16 protein-coding genes are annotated in these 22,079 nt (G+C 39.0%); 5 read left to right on the top strand and 11 right to left on the bottom strand.

The annotated features are described in order from the left end of the window. Nucleotides 1-77 precede the first annotated feature (77 nt). The 7 genes from FRX97_RS03985 to FRX97_RS03955 form a co-directional block, all read right to left on the bottom strand. Nucleotides 78-833 carry a methyltransferase family protein gene (locus tag FRX97_RS03985; RefSeq protein WP_147013634.1) on the bottom strand — a complete coding sequence of 252 codons (756 nt, stop codon included), beginning with the start codon at nt 831-833 and terminating at the stop codon, nt 78-80. A gap of 243 nt (nt 834-1,076) precedes the next feature. Then, nucleotides 1,077-2,165 carry a sensor histidine kinase gene (locus FRX97_RS03980; RefSeq protein ID WP_147013632.1) on the bottom strand — a complete coding sequence of 363 codons (1,089 nt, stop codon included), beginning with the start codon at nt 2,163-2,165 and terminating at the stop codon, nt 1,077-1,079. A 75-nt stretch (nt 2,166-2,240) separates the two neighbouring features. Next, nucleotides 2,241-3,644, bottom strand: coding sequence for a hypothetical protein (locus FRX97_RS03975; RefSeq protein WP_147013630.1), 1,404 nt, complete (start codon nt 3,642-3,644; stop codon nt 2,241-2,243). Between the two features lie 209 nt (nt 3,645-3,853). Beyond that, complete coding sequence (locus tag FRX97_RS03970) at nt 3,854-4,699, bottom strand: alpha/beta fold hydrolase (RefSeq protein ID WP_170227012.1); 846 nt, start codon at nt 4,697-4,699, stop codon at nt 3,854-3,856. A 111-nt stretch (nt 4,700-4,810) separates the two neighbouring features. Further along, a complete protein-coding gene (gyrB, locus tag FRX97_RS03965) occupies nt 4,811-6,757 on the bottom strand; it encodes a DNA topoisomerase (ATP-hydrolyzing) subunit B (RefSeq protein WP_147013626.1) in 1,947 nt (648 codons plus the stop codon). Between the two features lie 101 nt (nt 6,758-6,858). Beyond that, a complete protein-coding gene (locus tag FRX97_RS03960) occupies nt 6,859-8,553 on the bottom strand; it encodes a TonB-dependent receptor (RefSeq protein ID WP_147013624.1) in 1,695 nt (564 codons plus the stop codon). A 1-nt stretch (nt 8,554) separates the two neighbouring features. Beyond that, complete coding sequence (locus tag FRX97_RS03955) at nt 8,555-11,722, bottom strand: tetratricopeptide repeat protein (RefSeq protein WP_147013622.1); 3,168 nt, start codon at nt 11,720-11,722, stop codon at nt 8,555-8,557. A 140-nt stretch (nt 11,723-11,862) separates the two neighbouring features. Here FRX97_RS03955 and FRX97_RS03950 point away from each other — a divergent pair, with 140 nt between their 5' ends. From FRX97_RS03950 to murB, 3 genes are read left to right on the top strand one after another with little or no spacing between them, the layout of a single operon-like run. Next, on the top strand, nt 11,863-12,564 hold the full coding sequence (locus FRX97_RS03950) for a cell division ATP-binding protein FtsE (protein WP_147013620.1): 702 nt from the start codon (nt 11,863-11,865) through the stop codon (nt 12,562-12,564). Continuing rightward, nucleotides 12,565-13,458 (top strand): glycosyltransferase family 2 protein, encoded by an 894-nt coding sequence (locus tag FRX97_RS03945; RefSeq protein WP_147013618.1) that lies wholly within the window; start codon nt 12,565-12,567, stop codon nt 13,456-13,458. 35 nt (nt 13,459-13,493) lie between these two features. Beyond that, nucleotides 13,494-14,507: a UDP-N-acetylmuramate dehydrogenase gene (murB, locus tag FRX97_RS03940; protein WP_147013616.1), complete on the top strand. Its 1,014-nt coding sequence runs from the start codon at nt 13,494-13,496 to the stop codon at nt 14,505-14,507. Between the two features lie 6 nt (nt 14,508-14,513). Here the strand turns inward: murB and FRX97_RS03935 are convergent, their stop codons facing one another. The 4 genes from FRX97_RS03935 to FRX97_RS03920 form a co-directional block, all read right to left on the bottom strand. Continuing rightward, nucleotides 14,514-15,425: a sterol desaturase family protein gene (locus FRX97_RS03935; protein WP_147013614.1), complete on the bottom strand. Its 912-nt coding sequence runs from the start codon at nt 15,423-15,425 to the stop codon at nt 14,514-14,516. A gap of 172 nt (nt 15,426-15,597) precedes the next feature. Then, nucleotides 15,598-16,071, bottom strand: a complete 474-nt coding sequence (locus FRX97_RS03930; RefSeq protein WP_147013612.1) for a hypothetical protein — start codon at nt 16,069-16,071, stop codon at nt 15,598-15,600. A gap of 81 nt (nt 16,072-16,152) precedes the next feature. Beyond that, nucleotides 16,153-17,679 (bottom strand): DEAD/DEAH box helicase, encoded by a 1,527-nt coding sequence (locus FRX97_RS03925; RefSeq protein WP_147013610.1) that lies wholly within the window; start codon nt 17,677-17,679, stop codon nt 16,153-16,155. A 120-nt stretch (nt 17,680-17,799) separates the two neighbouring features. Beyond that, on the bottom strand, nt 17,800-18,846 hold the full coding sequence (locus tag FRX97_RS03920; protein WP_147013608.1) for a hypothetical protein: 1,047 nt from the start codon (nt 18,844-18,846) through the stop codon (nt 17,800-17,802). A gap of 132 nt (nt 18,847-18,978) precedes the next feature. On the opposite strand from FRX97_RS03920, the gene FRX97_RS03915 reads away from it, so the two are divergent. Then, entirely contained in the window at nt 18,979-19,950 is a 972-nt protein-coding gene (locus FRX97_RS03915; protein WP_147013606.1) for a hypothetical protein, read from the top strand. Nucleotides 19,951-20,056: 106 nt separating this feature from the next. Next, the gene (locus FRX97_RS03910) at nt 20,057-22,060 is read left to right on the top strand and encodes a transglutaminase domain-containing protein (protein WP_147013603.1); all 2,004 of its coding nucleotides are present in this window, start codon (nt 20,057-20,059) and stop codon (nt 22,058-22,060) included. The last annotated feature ends 19 nt before the right edge of the window (nt 22,061-22,079 follow it).

The raw sequence follows: 22,079 nt of genomic DNA, 5'->3' as shown, positions 1-22,079 counted from the left end.
AAGGCATAAAAAAAGCGAAGCTAGAGGCTTCGCTTTTTTTTGTTGGGGTAAATTATAACTATTGAATAGCCGTTATTCTATCGTCCCTCTTCGTTAAGCAACGAAGTGTTTTTACGAATCACCTTGATGATTAAATACCAAACTCCAGTGGCCAAAGCACCATATGCTTGCCAAGTTGGGTTAACCTCTAATTCTCCGGTTTTTACGTAGTCTCCAAGCAATTGGAATATCCAGAATAATAGGAATAAAGCAAATAGTCCGTTTTTTTCCTTTTTAATCACTTTCTTCCAACTGAAAGAATAGGATGGCTTTTGGTAATTAAAATGCTTGGGTAAAAAGATGGGCGTTTTGCTGGCCCAGTTAAGGTAGGCTTCTCCAAATTTTCTTCTTAAAAAGGTTTCCTCTGCAAAAATAATGCGCTCGTAAAACATCCAAAATCCAAGAGTAAACAATAAAACAAACCAGATGTTACCTGTTAACATGGCTACCGCTACCCACATTAAATAGTTACCCAAATAGAGTGGGTTTCTTATTAATGAATAAATCCCAGAAGTATTTAGTGTATCGGCCACTTGACCCTCCTTGGCGTTTCTTCCAGAGGTATTTTTTGGTGTATATCCAACGGTGAAAACTCTTACTAATAAACCAAGAATACCTGTGCTTAGCGCCAATTGTTGTAACCAGTATCCAACAGTATTGCTCTCCAGATCTCCATAGGTTTTAATTTGGTAAACCTGAACTCCAAGACCAATGAAAATCAATAAAATAGGGATGTAAGATCTATACTTAAATAAAAAATCTCCTTGTTGCTTTAGCTCTTCTTGTAATGCCATTTCTGGTGGATGCTTTATTCGAACGGTAATCTCATTAATGAAAAGAAATTCCGAGTGTTTCGAAAATGAAAGCGCTAAATTAAGCTATGATTAACAATTAGTAGGAGAAATGTTATCCCAAAATATATTGGGCTGCTCAAATATGGCTGTGGGGCAGGTTGTAAGTAGCTGTAGTTTAATGATTTACGGGTGTGGTTTGCTTGTAGATAAAAATTTAGTTTAGGGTTTCACCTAAATGCATCATTAAGGTTTTGTGCAGTCTAAAGGCCATGTGAACCAAAAATCACTTCCTCTACCAGGCTTAGAATCTAGCCCTATGCTTCCTCCAACATCTTCAACTAGCTTTTTTACAATAGAAAGTCCTATTCCGGTACTTTCGGGGTTAGTAGACTGCAAGGTTTCTAGGAATTTGAAAACTTTCTCTTGATCCTCCTCGGGTATCCCTGGGCCATTGTCTATTACCTTAAATTTAAGGTGGTTCTCACCATCCATATTTATCTTAATGCTTACTTCTCCACCCGACTTATGGTGGTACTTTATTGCATTACCAATCAGGTTGGTTAATACTTGATGTAATTTGGTGTAAGGTCCCTGGATGCCAAAGCTTTCAACAGGTGTCTTAATTTCAATATTGTCTGGGATATTTAACAGATCTAAAATATCATCGAGAAGATCTGTGGTAGTAAAACTTTCAACATTAACATCCTTTTGCGCTGCGTTACAGTACTTTAAAATGTTTGTGATAAGCAGGTCCATTCTTTTGGCCTTATCACTCATTATTTTATATAAATCCAATAATTCGGGGGATAACTCCTCCTTATAGAAGTCCTCAATGATATTTACTGAGGCATAAATTCCCTGGAGGGGTGCCTTCAAGTCGTGAGCTACCATATGGGTAAACTGGCTTAACTCTGCATTTTTCTTCTCAAGATCATTTTTGGTTTTCTCTAAGTCGGTTACGTTGCGGAGCATAACGTACACATAGTTGTCCTTAATATGGTGTACTGAACATTCATATGTCCCAGCTACCATGTGGTTAGAATACTCTACAAGACCAAGGTTTACAGATCCTCCTTCCCGGGCAATTTTCATGTAAGTTTCTATCACAAATATTCCACCTTCATGTTCGTATGCTTCGGGCGCTACTTCAATAATTTTATTTCCAAATACTTCCTCCTGCGTTTTACGCATTTCATAAAGGAGTACTTTATTCATAAAAATGTACCGAATACTCTTATTGTTGTTAAGATCATCAATATGAAAGATCCCCACTCCAATGGGTAGGTCATCAACAGTCTTTGTGAGTATCTCAATTTCTATTATGTCTTTCATAGGGATTACTTTAACAACAGTAATAATTGTCGCGAAAAATAAGGCGGAGCTAGGTTAAATTAAACAATTCCTTTTTTAATTATAGAATCTTTCGATAAGTAAAAAGTCCTGTTGCTCGCTTGTTGCTAGAACTTTAAACGATTTCAGTTGGGATTTAACCAAAGCTTTTATCCCAACAATATCTGCATTGTCGGGTATTAAAATAAAAAGGTAATCAATCCTTTCTGGGATCCTGTTCCATTCAATTTCTTCAATGGTTTTTGTTTCAACGAGTGCGATTACCTCTTCTGATAACACTCCATCTCTCCACGAAATTGGAAAATAGCCTGTAGCGGCCTCATAGTTTTCTAGTACTACTATTGGTTTTGAAGCTCCTAAATAATTAGAGATATGGGCATTCCTCCATTGACCGTTAAAGTTTATTGGTAGAACAACTGATTTGGGCTTTATGACCTCTGATACGTCCTGGATTTGTGCAACTAATTGACTGCTTTTCTCAGAGGATGTGGCGTAAATATTTAAAAGTGCAATGCTCACGTAGCTAATTACAATGAAGGAGGGAATGGATATTAGTTTGGGCAGTGGAGCTGTGCTAATCCATAAAATTGTGGATAGGAAGAAAAACAAGATAAGCCTAGATTGAATAAATGTAGGATCCTTTGGGAAATAGAATACAAATCCTATTAGTATTAGACTTATTAATGCCCATTGGACATTTGTTTTACCCTTTTCCTTTTTAAACCAACTTACAAATTGGGTTAATACCGCAACACTTAATATCCAGAATATCCATTGAGTGAATATTCCTTCTTTTCCGTATAGGATGGCTCGTGCAGGCTCAATACTTTTGAGAGATTTCCAAGTATCAATAATGGACCAACTGCTCTCCGAACTCCCAATAATGGATGTTTGGTTAAAAATGAATACGGCACCAAGTAGGATCCCAGGAAAAACGATAGCAAGCAGGGGACTAATCGTTTGAAAAATATATTCTTTGGATCCTTCATTTTTCAATACCGCATTTATCCATGTTACCCCAAGTATTAGACCTAAAATGGCGAAGACAAAAATGTGTGCATAGCATACCAAGGTTGCCAGCAGGCTTAAAACAATAATCTTTTTCGTTTTGATGGTACCTTCATTTATGGCTATTAACCAAATACCCACCGTAAATAGCATAATCACCAGGGCTAAATGGAAATTGTAAAAACCGTAGAGAAATAGAAATGAGTACGTAAAAGGGAAAATTAGATAGTAAGAAAGAAGGTTAGGCTTTTTGGACGATTGGTTTATCAGAAATCTGAAAGCATACGGTAAGAAAAATATATAGATTGTTTGAAGAATCTTCTCTGCGAAAATAGGAGGGAAGATAGATCCTAATACCAGTAAAAATGTATGGCCTAATCCGTTTGTAGGCAGGAGTAAATCCAGTTTAAAATATTCATGGATAAAGGTGTTGCTTGACAGCAGTTCACGCATTAAAGTAGCATTGTAGACATGGGCGGGACCGTCAACAGTTAGAAAATACTGGTTGACCAAAATTGGATATAGATGAAACAAAGAAAGCCCTATGAAAAAGTATTTTTCCCAGAACTTAATATCGATGCGTGAGAATATGTTTAATGGGGTCAAAATTGATGAGTAATTGTGGCGTCAAGTATATCGATTTATGGCTTATCTAATTTCCATTATTTTTCTCTGATTCGGTTATTTGAAAATTTAGACTTTAAGCAATTGGCCAAATCAAATTCCGAAAATATGTGGTGGCCAGCTCCATTTACTACCTGCAAGGAGCTTTGCTCAGAGAGGTATAACAATTTTTCTTGGCAGACCTTCCATTTATCTTCTAATTCAGTAGAGGGATAACCCGATGGCCAATTATGTTGGTTTCCGTGGATAATGTACACGGGTATTTGAAGCTCAGATTGTTGACTTAGTATAGATCTGGTTACTGGTGCTGCTTCATATTCAAGCCTCTGAAAAATGGGGAAGTTGGCGCGCTGATTATTCTGAGCCCTGAATCGTTCATTTTTCTGGTTTTTGGTTAAGGATGCGCTTAACATGTCTTCCCAAATATCGCAGGAAGATTCGATTAGAACTAGGGCCCTAACTCGGTCTTTGAATTCACTGGCAAAGGTGCGACCATAAAAACCTCCTGCAGAGTGGCAAACCAGGATAAGCGGAGAAAATATTTCAAGTGAATCTAACAATGCTTTAAGTTCCAATGCAATCTGAGTGCTGGACCTTATACTGTCTGTTGAGCCAACACTTCGTCCCAATCCAGCCCTGTCGTATCGCAGGGTGTTGGCAAAATGAGAAACCGAATCTATAATTCCATTCCAGTAACCTGAGCTATTCCGAGCGCCCGCCTCAAAAACAATAGTGGGCTGATTTGTTGTTGGCTGGTGAAATCTGTATTCGTAGTAAAGTGCGGTATTTGATATTTTTTGTATCCCTTCGTTAATGGTGATATGCTGGCCTTTTAAACCAATATAGAGCGATAGCAATATGAAGGTAATTCCAAATTTTAACACCCTCTGAATTTAGGATAATCGAAGCTAAATCCGTTGATCAAATCGTTTATTTGGGCATAAAAAAAGCCTCCCGATATCGAGAGGCTTAGAATATGAGTTGCGAACTTTGATTTACACGTCAATGTTTGCGTATTTGGCATTCTTTTCAATAAATGCTCTACGAGGTGGAACTTCATCACCCATAAGCATTGAGAAAATATGATCCGCCTCTACCATGTCATCAACAGTAATTTGTCTCAGCGTACGGCCATCAGGAGACATAGTAGTTTCCCAAAGTTGGGTTGCATTCATTTCCCCAAGACCCTTATAGCGCTGTACCGACACACTAGATTCGTTACCAGAACCTTTAAGTTCCTGTACTGCGGCCATACGTTGGTCCTCAGACCAACAATATTGGCTTTTACTACCTTTTTTAACCAAGTATAAAGGCGGCGTAGCAATATATACGTATCCTTTTTCAATGAGCTCGCGCATGTGGCGAAAGAAGAAGGTCAGGATTAAAGTTTGAATGTGAGAACCATCGACATCGGCATCACACATGATGACTATCTTATGGTAGCGTAATTTCTCAATATTAAGCGCTTTGCTATCCTCCTCTGTTCCGATTTTTACACCAAGTGCTGTATAAATATTTTTGATTTCATCGTTGTCAAAAATTTTATGTTGCATGGCCTTTTCTACGTTAAGGATTTTACCCCTTAATGGCAGTATTGCTTGGAATTTTCTATCGCGGCCTTGCTTGGCGGTCCCCCCTGCAGAATCTCCCTCCACAAGGTAAATTTCACATTCGTGAGGATCTTTTGATGAACAATCGGCTAATTTACCTGGAAGCCCACTTCCACTCATTACCGATTTACGCTGTACCATTTCACGCGCCTTCTTAGCTGCGTTTCTAGCTTGAGCGGCAAGAATTACCTTTTCAACTATGGTTTTGGCGTCCTTTGGATTTTCTTCCAAATAATTGGTTAACATTTCTGTTACCGCTTGCGAAACGGCTGCAGTAACGTCTCTGTTTCCTAATTTGGTTTTGGTCTGACCCTCGAATTGTGGTTCGGCAACTTTAACCGAAACAACGGCGGTAAGTCCTTCGCGGAAATCATCACCCGAAATTTCGAATTTCAGTTTCGAAAGTAGTCCACTTTCATCGGCATACTTTTTAAGGGTTGAGGTTAAACCGCGTCTAAATCCAGCAACGTGTGTACCACCCTCAATGGTATTAATATTGTTTACGTAGGAGAAAAGGTTTTCAGAGTAGGAGGTGTTATACACCATGGCTACTTCCACTGGGATTCCACCCTTTTCACCTTCCATATACATTACATCTGAAATAAGCTGTTCTCTGGCTTCATCTAGATAGGTAACATATTCCTTAAGTCCGCCTTCAGAGAAAAAGCTTTCAGCGCGAGGGTTTCCTTCTTCATCAAGCTCTCTTTTATCCTCAATGGATAAACGAATTCCGTGATTTAAGAAAGAAAGTTCACGAAGTCTTTTTGCAAGTATTTCGTATTGATATTCAGTTGATTCGAATATACTTCCGTCTGGTTTAAACGTAACTTCAGTACCTCTTTTATCCGTAGTACCTAATTCCTCAACAGGTCCTTGGGGTACACCGATTTTATATGATTGGGTATATATTTTCCCCTGTCTGTGAACAACCGCAGTAAGATCTGTTGATAATGCGTTCACACAGGAAACCCCAACTCCGTGAAGCCCTCCGGATACCTTATACGAGTCTTTGTCGAATTTACCTCCTGCGTGGAGTACCGTCATAACAACCTCAAGGGCAGATTTTCCTTCTTTTTCGTGAAAATCTACTGGAATACCCCTACCGTTATCCTGAACGGTGATAGAGTTGTCTTCGTTTATGCTAACTTTTATATCGTCACAGTGTCCTGCTAAAGCTTCATCGATGGAGTTATCTACCACCTCATATACCAAGTGGTGTAGTCCTTTTACTCCAACATCTCCAATATACATGGCGGGCCTTTTACGTACCGCCTCTAACCCTTCAAGTACCTGAATACTCTGGGCTGAGTAATCCTTTTTTTGTTCGCTCATGTGTATACGAATTCTATTGTCTACAAATATACCTTAAATAAGGCTTTTAAGGGAGTGAAAATTGTTCGAAAAGCCTTTAGTTATCAACATGTTGCTGCTTTTTAGAAGGAGTAATTCAATCCTCCTAAAACATTGAATCCCAATACCGAATAATTCGAGTAAATGGCATAGCGCTGTCCAGTGATGTTAGCAAAATTTAAAAATGCTGCCAATCGCCTAGTGTAACGGTACTCAAATCCAATGCTTAGATCCACGTATGACCCCAGATTGTTTTGTGCAATAGTTTGGGTGGATGCATCCAAAACTTCGGCATCTACACGCTCGTGTACATACATTAAGGAGAGGTTGGTTAAAAACTTATCTCCTAGGTTGTATTGAGCATTTAATCGGGCATATAACTCGGGCAGGTTTAGGAAATTATCCATGCTGTATGAGTTGTATCCAACTTTTAAGGTAGATCTAAACTCGGGGGCTAGCTCTAGGCTGTATTCTGCCAAGGCTGAAAACATGCTGTAATTTCGGTAATCCAAATTGAATAAAGCCCTATTATCTGCATCATTTGTATTGAGTAAGGCTCTATAAATGGGAGCGTTTTTCAAGTCTTTCCGAGATACTTTTAAGTTATACGAAGACTTGTCTGAAATTTTTCCTCTAAACCCGACAAATAGATTTAAATGCTCGCGGTAAAGGTTTATCTCAGATATAGGGGCGAAGTAGGGGTTGATTTCAAATAGCCTTTGGTAATCGTTTAGTTCGGCATTTCCGTTTAAGCCAACGTAGGGAATGATAAATTCATCCGCCCCGGTATATTCGAAGCTTGCATTAGGGAAAAAATAGAAGTAATTCACTCCATTTTGCAGTAGGCTAAAAATGCGCAAGCCTAAATCTACCTTAACTTTTTCTGTTTTGGTGGATATGTGTGGTGTTAGGCCAATGAGTGTATTGTTTTGTTTGTATGCGCTGTCTTTGTGGTTGTACATGTTCTGATCCAAGCTAAAATCAACGCTATACAATTCGCTATTGTAGTATTTCTCTAGGGTGCCATCTAGTTTTCCAGAGATTTCCTGAACGGACTGATTGGTCATTAAATAGGAAAATGCCAAACTTTCTCTGTGATTAATTGCATCCTTCTTTTTATTGTACGATTGAAGGTTAACAGAGGCTCCAGCATGTATCATTTCGATTTTTTGCTCCTCCTCTAATAAAACAGAGATGGGTTTGTTGTATGCGTCTCCTATTCCAGGTAATAAGTTATTGTACTGTCGAACTTTTCTGTCTCCAAAAACATGTGCGGAAAATGCGCTGTTTTTTAAAAATCTTTTGCTCCAAAAGTTAAGCTCATTATCTGAAAACGCAGCACCAAATCGTTTTACATCATTATCGTTCCCTGCCGACGAAAAATGCTTAAGGTGTATGGCGTTCATCCCCTTTCTATTCCGGGTAGATCCGTAATAAAACTCGCCAATAGGCATAAGGTAATTTCCTATCCCAAGTTTAACGTAGCCCGGATATAACTTGCTAAGGGGTTCAACTACTTTTAATCTAGCAGGAGCAATGGTATCGGGACTAAACTTGGTTTGGTAATAGCTAGGGAGGGTGATATACTGTATGTTATCCTTGGTAATAATGGTGTCTATTTCCTTTGGATAAAAATTGGCTTTAAATGCGTCTTTTAGCTTAAGCTCGCGTTCTCCAACGGTAACAATTTCTTGGTTTAGGTTGGGAGTTTCTCCTTGCCCCATAACCCAAATATTAAGACCTGTAAAGGCTATAGTAAGTGCAGCTAACTTTTTCATTTTAATTGGTTTTTGGGGTGCTGTTTAAGCTGTCAATAGGTTGTGTAATTGGTGCATTAAGGGTATCCGATTCGGTCTCGGTGTCGTAAAGCTTCTCGTATTGCTCGTCACCCTTATTAAACTGAATTTCGGTTGGCTTTTTATCCCCCTCGTTCTGCTTGGCTTCTAAGGCAAGAATGTCTTCCATTTTTTGCTTAGCCAGATTTACCAAATCATCTCCTTCGTGAAAGTCAATAATACTTTGAAGGGTAGCCTTTGCTTGGAAAAGGTTGTCGGTTTTAACGTAAACATCAGAAAGTAGAATAAACGATTTTGCCAACCAGTCGTCGTATGTGGGTTTAATATTGGTTGATTCAAAAATCATATCCTCTGCGTTGGTATAGTTTTCCCTTTCAAACTCTATCAATGCCATTTCGTATCTGGCTTCTGCTCCTTCAATTGTTTTTGTAGAAGTAGCCAGCGAATCAAAGGTGTTGTAGGCATCTTCTATTCTACCCAGTCTTTTTTCCGCTTTCGCTTTGGTTAAAAGAGCCTCTACTCTTATGTCTTCTGGAATTCCGCTATAGAATAGAACTTTATCAGCATAATCCATTGTTTCGCGTGCCTTATCGAGCATTTTGTAACAACGCATTTGCCCAATTTTCGCTTCTATTCTGTTTATTTTAAACGTCGAAATTTCCTCTAGGCGGTTATACTCCTCAAGGGCCTTTGTATAATTAGAATCGAGGAAGTTTAAGTAGGCCACCGTAATAAGAGATGGTTCGGTAAACTTATTATCGGGTTTAGAAACAATTTTCTCATAATACTCCTTGGCTAAATCGTAGCTTTCCTTTCGGTAGTAGCACTCTGCCATATAGAAGTGTGCATTGGTTTCGAAGATGGCTGGTTTAAATTTGTTGAGGTATCGCTCAAAAGCATCAATGGCATTTTCGCAATCCTCTTTGGTGTAAAAGTTTTCAGCCGAACGGTAATTAACACTATCCAAAGCAGCTGTGGAAATGTTGGCATATGACAAATTCTGAACCCAATCATTGTATTCTTCAACACGGCCAAGTTCAACATAAATATCTTCTGCTCTTTGAATTGCCTCTTTTGCATCGCGGTAGTTAGGGTAGGATTCCGCAACTCTTTTAAAGGTGTTAAGTGCGTCGTCAACTCTATTACTTCGATACAGGATAAGTCCGCTCTTTAGAAGAGACTTTCTTGCTAAATCTCCGTTGGGATATTCTGTAACCAGGGCGTTAAAGGTTTCAAGGGCTTTATCATTATTGCCTTGCTTAAAGTATGCATCACCCAGTTCGAAAACAGCATTTGGCGCATATGCGGATTCGGAATAGCGCTCAGCAAATCCTTTTAGAGTATTTACTTTCGCTTTTTCGTTTCCTTCAAATCCTTGGCAAAGAGCCAGTTGATAGGTTGCATAATCTTCATCGGGTCCACCAAGTCGTTTTGCACGGGAGTAGAAGTCGGCTGCGGTTTGATAATCTTTTTGCACGTAAAAGCAATCTCCAGTTCTAATCAAACCATCGCTTTTAAGCTCTTTAGAAATATCTGCTTTTCCAGTTACAAAATTTCGAAAGTACTTTTTAGCCTGCTCAAAGTTTTCTTGTTTGTAGTATACATATCCCAAATTGTACTGCGCCTCGTGATAGTAGCCACTTCCGTAAACATTTCCTTGTTTTAGGAATTTGGTGTAGGCAGCCTCCGCCCTTGGGAATTCTGCCATTTTGTAATAGCATTCTCCTTGCCAAAACAGGGAGGCCGTCATAAGTTTTTTCTCCACATCAAACTGCCCAACTTTTTTAAAGCTTACTAGAGCTTCGCGGTAATCTTTAGCAAGAAAAAGCTCAACCCCACGGTTGTAAGCGAGATATTGATATGCAGATCTTAGCCTAAAATCTTTCTTTTCTATTTTTTCGATGCTACTTAACGCAGCTTCGTAATTGCGGGTAGTTAAGTATACGTAGATTAGAATTTCATTTACCTCATCAACACGTTCAGAATTGGGGTAGGTGTTTAGGTATTCTTCAAAGGCATTAATCGCTTCACTGTATGGATTATAGCTTAACTCGTAGGCCAGTTTTGCATAGTTGAAAAGTGCATCCTCCTTAATTTGTTTATCAAAACTCATTTTAGATGCTGCTCTAAACGCCGCTCTAGCCGCTTTTTTGTCTATTAATTTCAGGTAGGATTCCGCCAGCTGATAATTGGCAACCTGTCCCATCCTGTCATTCAAACTACTCACGTAATTGAAATACTTAACCGCCTTTTCATACTGTCCGGTTTTAAAGTAGCAATATGCTAGCTGGTAATTGTCTTCAGCAGATCTTCCCAACCCTGCTTCAGAATGTTGTTCTAAATAGGGGAGTGCTTTGCTAAATTCTTGACGGTGATAATAAGCCTCTCCTGCCATTCGGGCGATTTCACCTTCTTTTTCAGATTTCCCCTCTTCTAAAATAGGCAGAGCTTCGGCCAGCATCTCATCGTATTTCTTTTGCTGGTAATAAATATGGATAATGTAGAATTTAACAAGGTCTTTAAAGTTTTCGTCATCCTTAATGCGCTCAAAGCTTTCCAATGCATTTTGATAACGCCCTTGTTCGTAATTTAAATGACCGTAATAGTAATTGGCAGGGAGGAAATAATCTCCCTTGTTGTCTTTAATTCTCAGGAAGCTGCGTAGGGCGTCTTCCTTCATCCCAAGATTAAACTGGCTAAATCCAAGTTTAAAGTAATAAGCCTCCTGGTCGGCTTCGGAAAGCTTTTGAGGGCTAACTTTTTTTAGCCACATTACTACATCTTCGTGATCCTTTTTTCGGTAGCTATAAGTTCCTAGCTGATAATAAATGCTTTCGTTCCAACGGCTATCCGGGTGCTTTTTTAGAAAGTCTTTCAGTAAATATTCGGCATCGCGATTAAATAATTGAAGAGCACAAGCTGCCCTGTGGTAGGATGCAGCAACGCTAATTTCACTGTTGGGATCCGCCTCCGTTTCTATTAGCTTTTCGAATTGCTTTTGTGCAGCGGCATATTTCTTTTTGTAATACAAGTCCATTGCAGACTTGTACAAAACATGGTCGGGTTGATACTCGAAGCTCTTTTGTCCGAGTAATGAAATATTTAGACTGCAAAAAAGAATAAGCAGGCTGAAAGTCAGCGATTTATGCATGATAAAATGTTGGATGACGAAATATTATCAAAGTAACGAACTACAACGCAAGAACTTGCTCGTGAAAAGTTTTTATTTTCAACGCGAAAATGTTAAAAATATTCTCAGTTTAGCGGGAGTTTTAGAGTGTAGTAGAACCCATGGAAGAAGTTCAGGAAAATAACGAAGTTGTAATCAAATTAGAAGGGGTAAATATTCTTCAAAGAGACCATCTGGTACTTTCCGATGTAAATCTGGAGCTTCGAAAGGGGGAGTTCACTTATCTCATTGGAAAAACGGGATCTGGAAAAAGTTCCCTTTTAAAGGTGCTTTATGGTGAAATTCCCATTGGGAAAGGAAAAGGGGAGGTTGCCGGTTTTGATTTGAACAAGCTGAAATCCAAACAAATTCCATTTCTCCGCAGAAAACTGGGAATCGTTTTCCAGGATTTTCAATTGCTTTCGGACCGCACGGTAAATGATAATCTGTTGTTTGTGCTAAAGGCCACGGGCTGGAAAAATAAGCAGCAAATGGATGTTAGAATCCGTAAGGTCTTGGATATGGTGGGGCTAATGCACAAGGGGTATAAATTCCCACACGAAATCTCTGGAGGCGAGCAGCAAAGGGTTTCTATAGCTCGTGCTTTGCTTAACGACCCAGAGATTGTAATTGCCGACGAGCCTACTGGGAATTTAGATCCAAAAACCACTCAAGAAATCCTTGTGTTGCTTCACGAAATCGCGCAAAGAGGAAGGGCGGTGTTAATGGCTACTCACGATTATGCTAACATGCTTTCATTTTCTTCTCGAATTATAAAATGCGAGGATGGAAAATTGGTTGAAGGCAATATGGAACAGATTTAAGTGAATTTATCCATTCTAATTCCGTGTTATAATTACTATCCACTCGATTTGGTTAAATCCCTATCGGATGAGATCGTTCGGGATAGATTGGATGTTGAAATATTGCTTTGGGACGATGCTTCTAAAGGGGCTTACGGGCATAAAATCGAAGCATTGGGCAGATTGCCAAATGTTCGCCATAATAGGCTTTCTGAAAATCTGGGAAGAGCTAAGATTCGCAACGCCATGGTTGAGGAAGCCAATGGCGAATTTTTGCTCTTTATTGACGCCGATGGTATACCAGTTTCTTCGAATTTTATTTCCAATTATTTGGGGGAGATTAGTGCAAATCGAGTGGTGTGTGGGGGAAGGATTTACCAAAAAGAACCTCCAACATTTAAATATTACTTGCACTGGAAGTATGGAACGCAAAAGGAATCTAAGACCGTTGAAGAGCGCTCAAAAAGACCGTATTTTGGTTTCCATTCCAATAATTTTTTAATCCCAAAACACGTTTTTGGTAGAATAAATTTTCCAGAAGAGCTGGTAGGTTATGGTCACGAGGACACCCTATTTGGGGTTTTGCTGAAAAAAGGACAAATTCCTGTTAAGCATATAGATAATCCCGTGGTGCATGTAGGACTTGAAAAGAGAGAAGTCTTTTTAGATAAGGCAGTAACTGCCGGAGAAAATCTCGCTATGTTTATTCGCTTGGGTCACCTTGAGTTCAAGGATACCAAATTGAGTAAGGCCTATATTTTGCTCAGCAAATGGAAACTTATGCGCCTATTTTTAGGATGGGCGACTTTTAGGGTGAGTTATTGGAATAGAGAGTTGCTAACCCGCAATAATCCCTCTTTGTTTATGCTGAATCTCTACAAGTTATTCTTCTTTTCAGTAGAAATAAGAAAATAGAATCACTAATCTTTATTTTCGCCACAAATCAGGCAATGAAAATTCACGAAAAGCACAACCTTAAGTCCTATAATACATTTGGCCTACCGGTGTTGGCCAATTACTTTGGCGCCCCCGGTTCGTTAGATGAAATTAAGGAACAACTCGAATGGGCCGATAAGCAAAAGCGAGAGGTTAAAATTTTAGGGGGTGGTTCCAATGTGCTCATTACTCGTGATTTGCCATATTTCATTATGCATCCAACTTTTTCAAAGGTAGAGGTGGTCGATGAAAACGAAACCCATGTTTGGGTGGATGTAGATGGGGGCTTAAACTGGCATAAGTTTGTACTGCATTGTCTTGAAAATGGCTGGTACGGTATTGAAAATCTTTCACTTATTCCCGGGAATGTAGGGGCTGCACCCATCCAAAATATTGGAGCATACGGGGTAGAGGTAAAAGAGCTTATCGATACTGTTTTTTATTTAGAACTTGAAAGTGGGGTTACCAGGAGTGTAAAAAATAAAGATTGTGATTTTGGTTATAGAGATTCCATTTTCAAACGAGATCTCAAAGGGAAAATTCTCATTTATAAAGTTCGCTTTAGACTAATCAAAAAGGTGCAGGTGGAAACCTCGTATGGAGCCATCCAAAGCGAATTAGAAAAAATGGGTATTGCCTCTCCCACGCCTAAAGACGTAAGTGCAGCTGTTATTGCAATTCGTCAGAGTAAATTGCCCGATCCAAAGGAGTTGGGCAATAGCGGATCCTTTTTTAAAAATCCCGTTGTAGATGTAAATACCGCGGAGGAATTAAAATCTAAGTTTCCGAATTTGCCAAATTACCCCAATCCAAACGGAGTAAAATTGGCTGCAGGCTGGTTAATAGAGCAGGCCGGCCTTAAAGGGAAAAGATTTGGAAATTGTGGTGTCCATGATAAGCAAGCCCTTGTTTTGGTTAATTATGGGCAAGCCACGGGTACCGAAATATGGAGTATGGCCCAAGAGGTAATAAAAAAGGTTCAAGACCAATTTGGAATTAGCCTTGAACCCGAAGTAAATATCTGGTAATAATGATTAAGCGGCTTGCTTTGTAGCCTTTCTTGTAGTCGTTTTAACTTCTCTTTTCTTCATTTCCTCACGCTCCCAATCCGTTGGGCTTCCAAACATAATTTGTAGGGCTTTGGTAGGACGTTTGTAAATGTCCTTTATTAAATCTCCCCATGCGTGGAAAACTAATACTACAGGGTTATACGAATTAACCGGCTTGGTAATTCCATATACAGGTTGCTCCTCTTCCGGTTGAAAGGTTCCAAAAATTCTATCCCAAATGATAAAGGTAGACCCGTAATTTTTGTCTATGTACTTATCGTTTTTAGCGTGGTGAACTCGGTGGTGCGAAGGGGTTGTGAAGATGAATTCAATTGGCTTAGGTAACTTTCTAATAAGCTCTGTGTGTATCCAAAATTGGTAAAGGACTTCAATTTGGTGAATAATGAAGAATACTACAGGATCAAAGCCCATCATAATTACCGGCAAGAAAAATACCAGCTTGAGGTTTTGGGTCCAAGATAACCTGAATGAAACCGAAAAATTGTAATGTTCAGAAGAGTGGTGTACAACGTGTGTAGACCACCAAAATCTTTGCTCGTGGGCAATTCTATGTGCCCAGTAGCGGCAGAAATCCAAAACCACTAAACAAAGTAAATAAGACCACCAAGTAGGCGGGATGCTCCATGGAGTGATGTTGTAGAAAAATACAATAATGGAGAACACACCAATTTTGGTTAGTCCGTTTACAAATAGGTTTCCAAACCCTATGGCAGCACTGGCAAGAAAATCTTTACCGGTATATGCATTCATGTTTTTTCGGGTGGTTATAAAATATTCTAAACCAACCAAAGCAAACATAATTGGTGCTGCTATCCAGATAACGGTGTTAAAGTCGAGTTGGGTTATTTGTTCGAGTGTTACTTTTTCTTTTCCCACGATGTGATTTTACTACTTAAATTTTTTTCAGCTGCTAAAGTACGCTTTGATAAAGGATAAATAAAATTCTTAACAATATATCCTGACCTGCGGTCATTTTTAGAGCTGATGCTCCTAAATTAAAAAAGCCTGGAAAAATAATCCAGGCTCTAATCGTTTAATGGGGTTAAATCTAAGACCTTTTCAATGACATCATAAAAACGTAAGACATCATAAAGCCCGAAATAATCCCTTCAATGCTTAACATTCCGGCTGCTGAAATGGGCGTTACAAACTCTCCACACCATGCATTTTGCTGAATGTATTCCAAAAACCCTGTATTAAGGCTAAGTACTAAAAACATAAAAAAGGAAAATGGTAAAACGGCAATTACGGTGGTTCTTAAACCAATTCTTATACCATCTAAAAATTCGAGCTTGTGGTCTTGGCTGTCCCTAAAATGTCTCAAAATGAGCCATATCCCGAGACCTAAAAATACCCCGTTAAAGCTTCTTAACCAAACCATTCCAGCAAGGTTAAGCGCCTGCATTATTAAAAAGAAACCAATAAACGAAATGCAGATAAAAATCCCTGCAATTGTGGTAGCCGTTAATAATTTGCTGTCTTCTGTTCCGAAGTTTTGAGCAATTTGTTGTGACGTAGCCATAGTGCGTAATTTATTGGGTTACACATATATAGACGTCCTAGGCTGCTAAATGTTCGGAAAGGAATTTTATAAAATGTTAAGCTACATAACGGCGGCGTACTCCTCGCTGATTTTTCCGTTTAGTCGTCTGGTGTAATCTTCTTCCAACCACTTTAAGTAGTTGTTGGTTGTTTTACAAATGCAGTAAGAATAAAGGCGCACTTTGTAATTGATATCTTCCTTTAACTCACGGGCAAGTGCTTTAGCGTCAAATAAATCGTCGCTATTTTCTATACACATTTTAGCATGGTGAGAGATGGCCTTTTCAATTACAATTCGAGGTTTTTTACCCTCAGCAATAGCTCTTTTGTATTCCCCTTTTATATCAAAGGTGACATCTTCGGTATTGGCAAATTTACTGCGAAGGCTATCGGGCATTTCATATTGGAAATGGCGCTGTATCTCTTCGTCCGAAACTAAATTGTCGTAATAATCCTCAGGTGATTGGAAAATATGTTGCCAGTCTAATGGAGAATCCCATAATCCAAACCGTGCTGCGTTATTACCTAGGTCTATGATTTGAAATTCATCCTTTCCAGGTAAAATACGCGAACCTCTACCTATCATCTGGTGATATAAGGTAAGTGATCTCGTAGCCCTATTTAGTATAATAGACTCTACGGTTGGTTCATCAAAACCAGTGGTTAAGAGACCTACAGAAGTTAAAATCGCATCGGGTTTTTCTTTAAACCATTTAAGCGTTTCTTTTCTCTCTTTAGAATTGCTGGTATTGTCGAGATGACGGATATCGTAGCCCGCTTCTCTAAAAAGTCCAAGAACGTACTTTGAAGTGTTGATTCCGTTATTAAAGATCAAGGTCTTTTTTCCCAAGGCCTTTTCCTCATATGCCTGCAGTAATTTTTCCTGCATTATAATTGAGGAGTATAACTTCTCGGAGGATGCAACGGTGTAGTCACCGTTGGTTCCCACTTTTAAAGACGTGAGGTTAACATCGTAGGTGTAGGTAATTCCCTTTGCTAGAAACCCTTGCTTAATCAAAGATCGGATGGAGTCGCCAACTATTAATTCTTTGTACACCTCGTACATCGGTAGTTTGGCGTTAGAGCTTAACGGTGTTGCGGTAACTCCTAAAATTACCTGCTCTTCGAAATACTTAAATAGTTTTCTGAAAGAATTGTAGTGTGCCTCATCGACAATCACCAGTCCAACATCTTTAAAATCCATCACCCCTTCTTGTAGTCTGTTGTTCAGGGTCTCAACCATGGCAACATAACAAAGGTGCGGATCGTCGGTAGGTAATTTTTTTACCTTACTATCTATTATTTTGTTGGGTACACCAAACTCATCCAACATGTTGGAGGTTTGGCCACACAATTCAATTCTATGGGTGAGAATAAGTACCTTTTTGGATACTTCCTGGATATATCTTCTAGCTATCCCCGAAAAAATAACCGTTTTACCACCCCCGGTTGGAAGTTGATAAAGTAGGTTATAATGGGTTGGATTTTCATTAATCTTTACGAAAATCTGATCGAGTGCTTTTTGCTGATAGTTGTAAAATTTTTTACCCTGTTTTTTCTCGAGTAGTTCGTATTGATTTTCTGCCATGCCTAAAAAAGAAAACGTGCAAAAATAGGGCTTTTATAGGGGCAAAGACAAATGAATCCCGTTAAGATTCTCCAATATCCATCCGAGATTCCAAGGGATGGGATGTTTCAATATTTTGCCTTACAGGGTCTTAGCAAGGGTTTTGTACAGGTTTCTTCTAAGTAGGTCTCCCATGTTTTTACACTTCAAAAACTTGGGATCGCGGTGATGATTTGCTAATTCTTCGCGAAGTTGGTCTACTTTCTCCTGTTTCGAGATGTGATCTTTCCGCATGCAATCTATTAAAGCCTTTATTTGGTATCGATAGGAAATCAGTCTTCGTGCAATTAGGGTGCGCTCCTCATATTGGTATTGTCGGGCTGTTTCTTCGTTTATTAATTCCACACAAAAATCAACTACTGGGTTGTTCTCTTTAAAATACTGTGGGAGGTACATGGTTCTTCGCCCCTCGTAGCATTGCTGATCGAAATCAATAGCACGTATTCTATATTGCTCGTTATCGAAGTCGGGTGTAATATTTACCACGTAGTTGTACGATCGCATATCACCCAAGAGCCGAACAAAGCTACGCTCATTGAATTTAACAAACTCTTTGGCCACCCTTACTCTGTTTATTTGTGGGGAATGCAAATAGTTTTGAATGAATACATCACCAGGAATTCCCGCAATGTGTTCTTCAATCAGCGAATTATCTCCAACTAAAAAGTTAATCCGGTCTGGCGACAAAAGGTGCTCCAACTCCAAACCATAAATCCTACTTGCATCTACTTTTTTAATGTAGAAATAGTCGTAGTTGTCGTTAAACTTGTTCACTATTCTAATGCGGAATGGATTACTATTACCAAAACAGCAATAATCTATTCTACTAACGTACAAGTGGCGTTTAACTCTATCATCACCATCGGTTTTTAACAGGGTGTAAATCGCTGTCAACCCAATATTCAATTCTTCCTGGGTGGATGGATCGTACATCACTGTTTCCCACAGTGTGTCAACACCATTGTCGTCGGTTAGAGGGAAGGATTGGCTATAGTGCAAAAGATCGTCGTACTCTACCGGTAACTTGCATTTTCTTTGATAATCCCTAAGATATCTTTCTAGTCTGTCACTAACGGGGAAAAAGGGTTTCTTCTTCGAAATATTGTTGTGGTCTATCGATGCACTCATTTTATCCCTTTATATACTATTTAATTAGTTGAATGTCAATTGCTTGATATTAGTTAAAAATGGGGGTGACTAATGTTGTTTTAGTCTGATTTCCGTGAACTCCCCAGTAATTTTAAACCAAATCTCTGTCCTATGGCCCGATCAATTTTACTCCTTCTAATGGCGTTTTCCATCTCGGCGTTTGCCCAAGATAAGGATACGCGCCCCGAAGCATCAAATTTAGATGCACAAATTATTAACGCAGACTTCGACGAAGATAAAAATGCAAGCTTATCCGACAACGTTTACAAACTAGGTTGGAAGTATAGACGCTTATTAAAAAAGAAGAACCGTTGGCAAAAGAGGTACCTGAGTAAAATAGAAGACTCCGAAAAGGATTTGTACAAGTACGAAACCCAAACCTATGAATGGAGTGAAAATCTTACCGAAAGATTCGAAACACTAAAGGCCTGCGAGGCTAAAGAAAAGCCGGAAGAAACCAAAAAGGTAGCGGATCTACAATCCTTTATGGTGGAACTGTCGGGTTATTATCAGCTTTTAAATTGGTATTGGAATGATACTTTCAATCCACCCGTTGGTGAATCTATTCTAGCAAGTAGTAATAAAATTCTTACGCTGATAGAACGCAGAAAGCAAGCAATGAAACTTGATGAATACACAGCGTACAACGAGGTTCAAAAGATTAACAAGAATCTTGCTAAGGAATTAGACAAGCTTAAGATATTGTATCAGGATAGCCTGGCGACTTCGGTAAACGGATCAGAAATATTTAGACATCTAGATTTTATGCACGATATCTATCCAGCTATTGATGGGGAGATTGAGCGCAGGTTTGCCAATAGAGATCAAACTGAAAAGGAAATAATTCAAAGGCATTATGCCGCGCTATTGTTAGATATGGATGAAAAATACATCGCCTCCATTCAACAAGCCAAACTGGTTAACCAAAAGAATGCTAAGTTCCTAGAGGAAGCTGGCGACAATACTCTTAACGAAATAAGAAAATTCCAGGCCCGTTTAGAGCACTTCTTAAATAGTGAAGAAAAAATTTGGGAGAAGGAGTCTGAATCTAAACACAAAGATTTAGTGGCGAGAAGTAATTAATCGGGGAAGGGGGTTAGTTTTCAATATTGTTAAATATTAAGCTAGCCTTAACAAAGCCGCGAGAAATAATTGCTCTTTATTTGTAGAATTGTTTATCAATTTTACCATGAAGATCAATTGCCTCGCGGCTTTTTTATTGCTGTCCCTCTCCCTTTTTTCCAGTCCTAAAGAACATAACGAAATCCCAAAAAAAATACGGGAATCCGTTCCAGAACTAGCTCAATATCTAACAGCCGATTTTAAGTCGGAGCGAGAAAAAGTAAGGGCGCTATACACTTGGGTTATCAATAATATCGAATACGATTACGAAAAAACGCAAAAGGGAAAGGTTACCTTTTTCAATGGCCCTGAGAATGTTTTAAAGGAGCAAAAAGCGGTTTGCACTGGCTATGTTTTTCTATTAGGCGCTCTTCTTTCCGAAGTGGACATAGAATGGGAAGAAGTTCAGGGATATACCAATTCTGGAGCACCTTATTTTATTCCAAGTATTGTTTTAGACGATCATGCTTGGATAGCCATTAAGATAAATGGCAAATGGGAATTGGCCGATCCCACATGGGACGCTGGGTACATAGGGTCTCTATACAAGGAGAAGGAACCCGATCCGGTTGATAAGCAAGAAAAATATATCAAGCGAATTGAGGAGCAAAACAAAAAACTAAAGGAAAAAGGAAGAGACCTTATTAAGGTTCCTGAAGTAAATACAGATACCGTAAAGGAGTACACTGGAAAGATCGGGTTTGTAAAGGATCCGGGCTATTCGTGGTTTTTAGTTTCTAGCGATAGTTTCTTAACGCGTCACCTACCAAGTAACCCGATGTGGCAATTGCGTCATGATACCCTTGGGGTAAGAGATTTTGTTCAGGGACCTAAGCGGGTAAAAATGCATTGTGAAAAGATGTATGATAATAGTTTTTATCCCTACGAGGAGGTGTTACACCAATATGAGCAGCTAGAGTATCTAGAAAAATTGATTTTCCTGGCTGAGGACGCGATTGCGTATTTCCCCAACAACTCGCGAACAAAAGCTTTGCGCTATTTCAGATTTCTTCAAATATTAAACGATGAGGAATATCGAAAATTCATAAAAGAAAACATTCCAGAAAGAGAAAGTAGGGGGATGTTCACCCGTATGAAAGAGGTGATGGACACCACTATGAATTACATAGAAATTACCCGTAAAAACGAGTATGTAAGAGAAAGAGAGTGGGATTCATTCTACAAACAGTCGTACAAACTAACTAGCAAGCGTGATAAGCAATACATTGCTAGCTATGAAAGCGAAAAAGAATTGCACGATAAATCTGAAGATCTGCTTGAAAAAGAACAAGAGCGCCTAGAAAAAGAGCAGAGTAAAATCGCATACGAGAAAATCAAGTTTAAGAAGAAGTATCCGTACGTGGTTCAGAATGTGGATACAGTAGTCGATAAATCTTTTAGAACACTTTCCCCGAATGCTGAGGCTTTAGCAACCCTGGGAGAGGAGTTTGAAATATTAGAAGCAGAATGGCTAGAAAACATTGATGCTCCAGCTCTTTTAGAAATTCAGTTTAGAAATCAATTCAATGTATTCCTTCTGGAAAAGCGGAAAGAAGCCTTAACCCAGAAATTTGTTGAATACAATAGGTTTATTGACACCCTGGATAGAAGGTTACAGAAAAATTTTGATGCTTTAGATAGGTTGTACAGTGAAGAGTTAAAGCAGGAGATGCTCCCTATAGAATTCTTCAAAATCTGCAAACAAATTACAGGTAAGTCCAAAGTGTTACTAGAGGAGTTGCGATTGAAACAAATCAACGGAGAAATAAAAGATATAGAGGTGGTTGAAGAGGTGGTAAACAATTTTGTTTATGCCTACTGGCGAAGATTAGAGGCTCTGAATCAAGACGGTTACTCATTCATAGATTGGAATGAAAATTACCTAAAGGAAGTGCAAAAGGATTGGAGAAAGTTAGCTGTTTTAACAAAGGTACAGCCCAAGCTAAACAAGGCGAAGTTGAAATTCCTTGAAGAAGAATTTGAGAATAGCCACAAAAGGGAAATTGATATGACCGAGATGGTTGAGGAAAAGACCGAAGATTGGAAAAAGGAAATTGACAAAATACTTTAAACAAAAAAGGCGGCCCATG

Source organism: Luteibaculum oceani (assembly GCF_007995015.1).
Taxonomy (GTDB): domain Bacteria; phylum Bacteroidota; class Bacteroidia; order Flavobacteriales_D; family Luteibaculaceae; genus Luteibaculum; species Luteibaculum oceani.
Note: the sequence above shows the minus strand (reverse complement) of the source record. Positions and strands in the feature narration are given on the sequence as shown.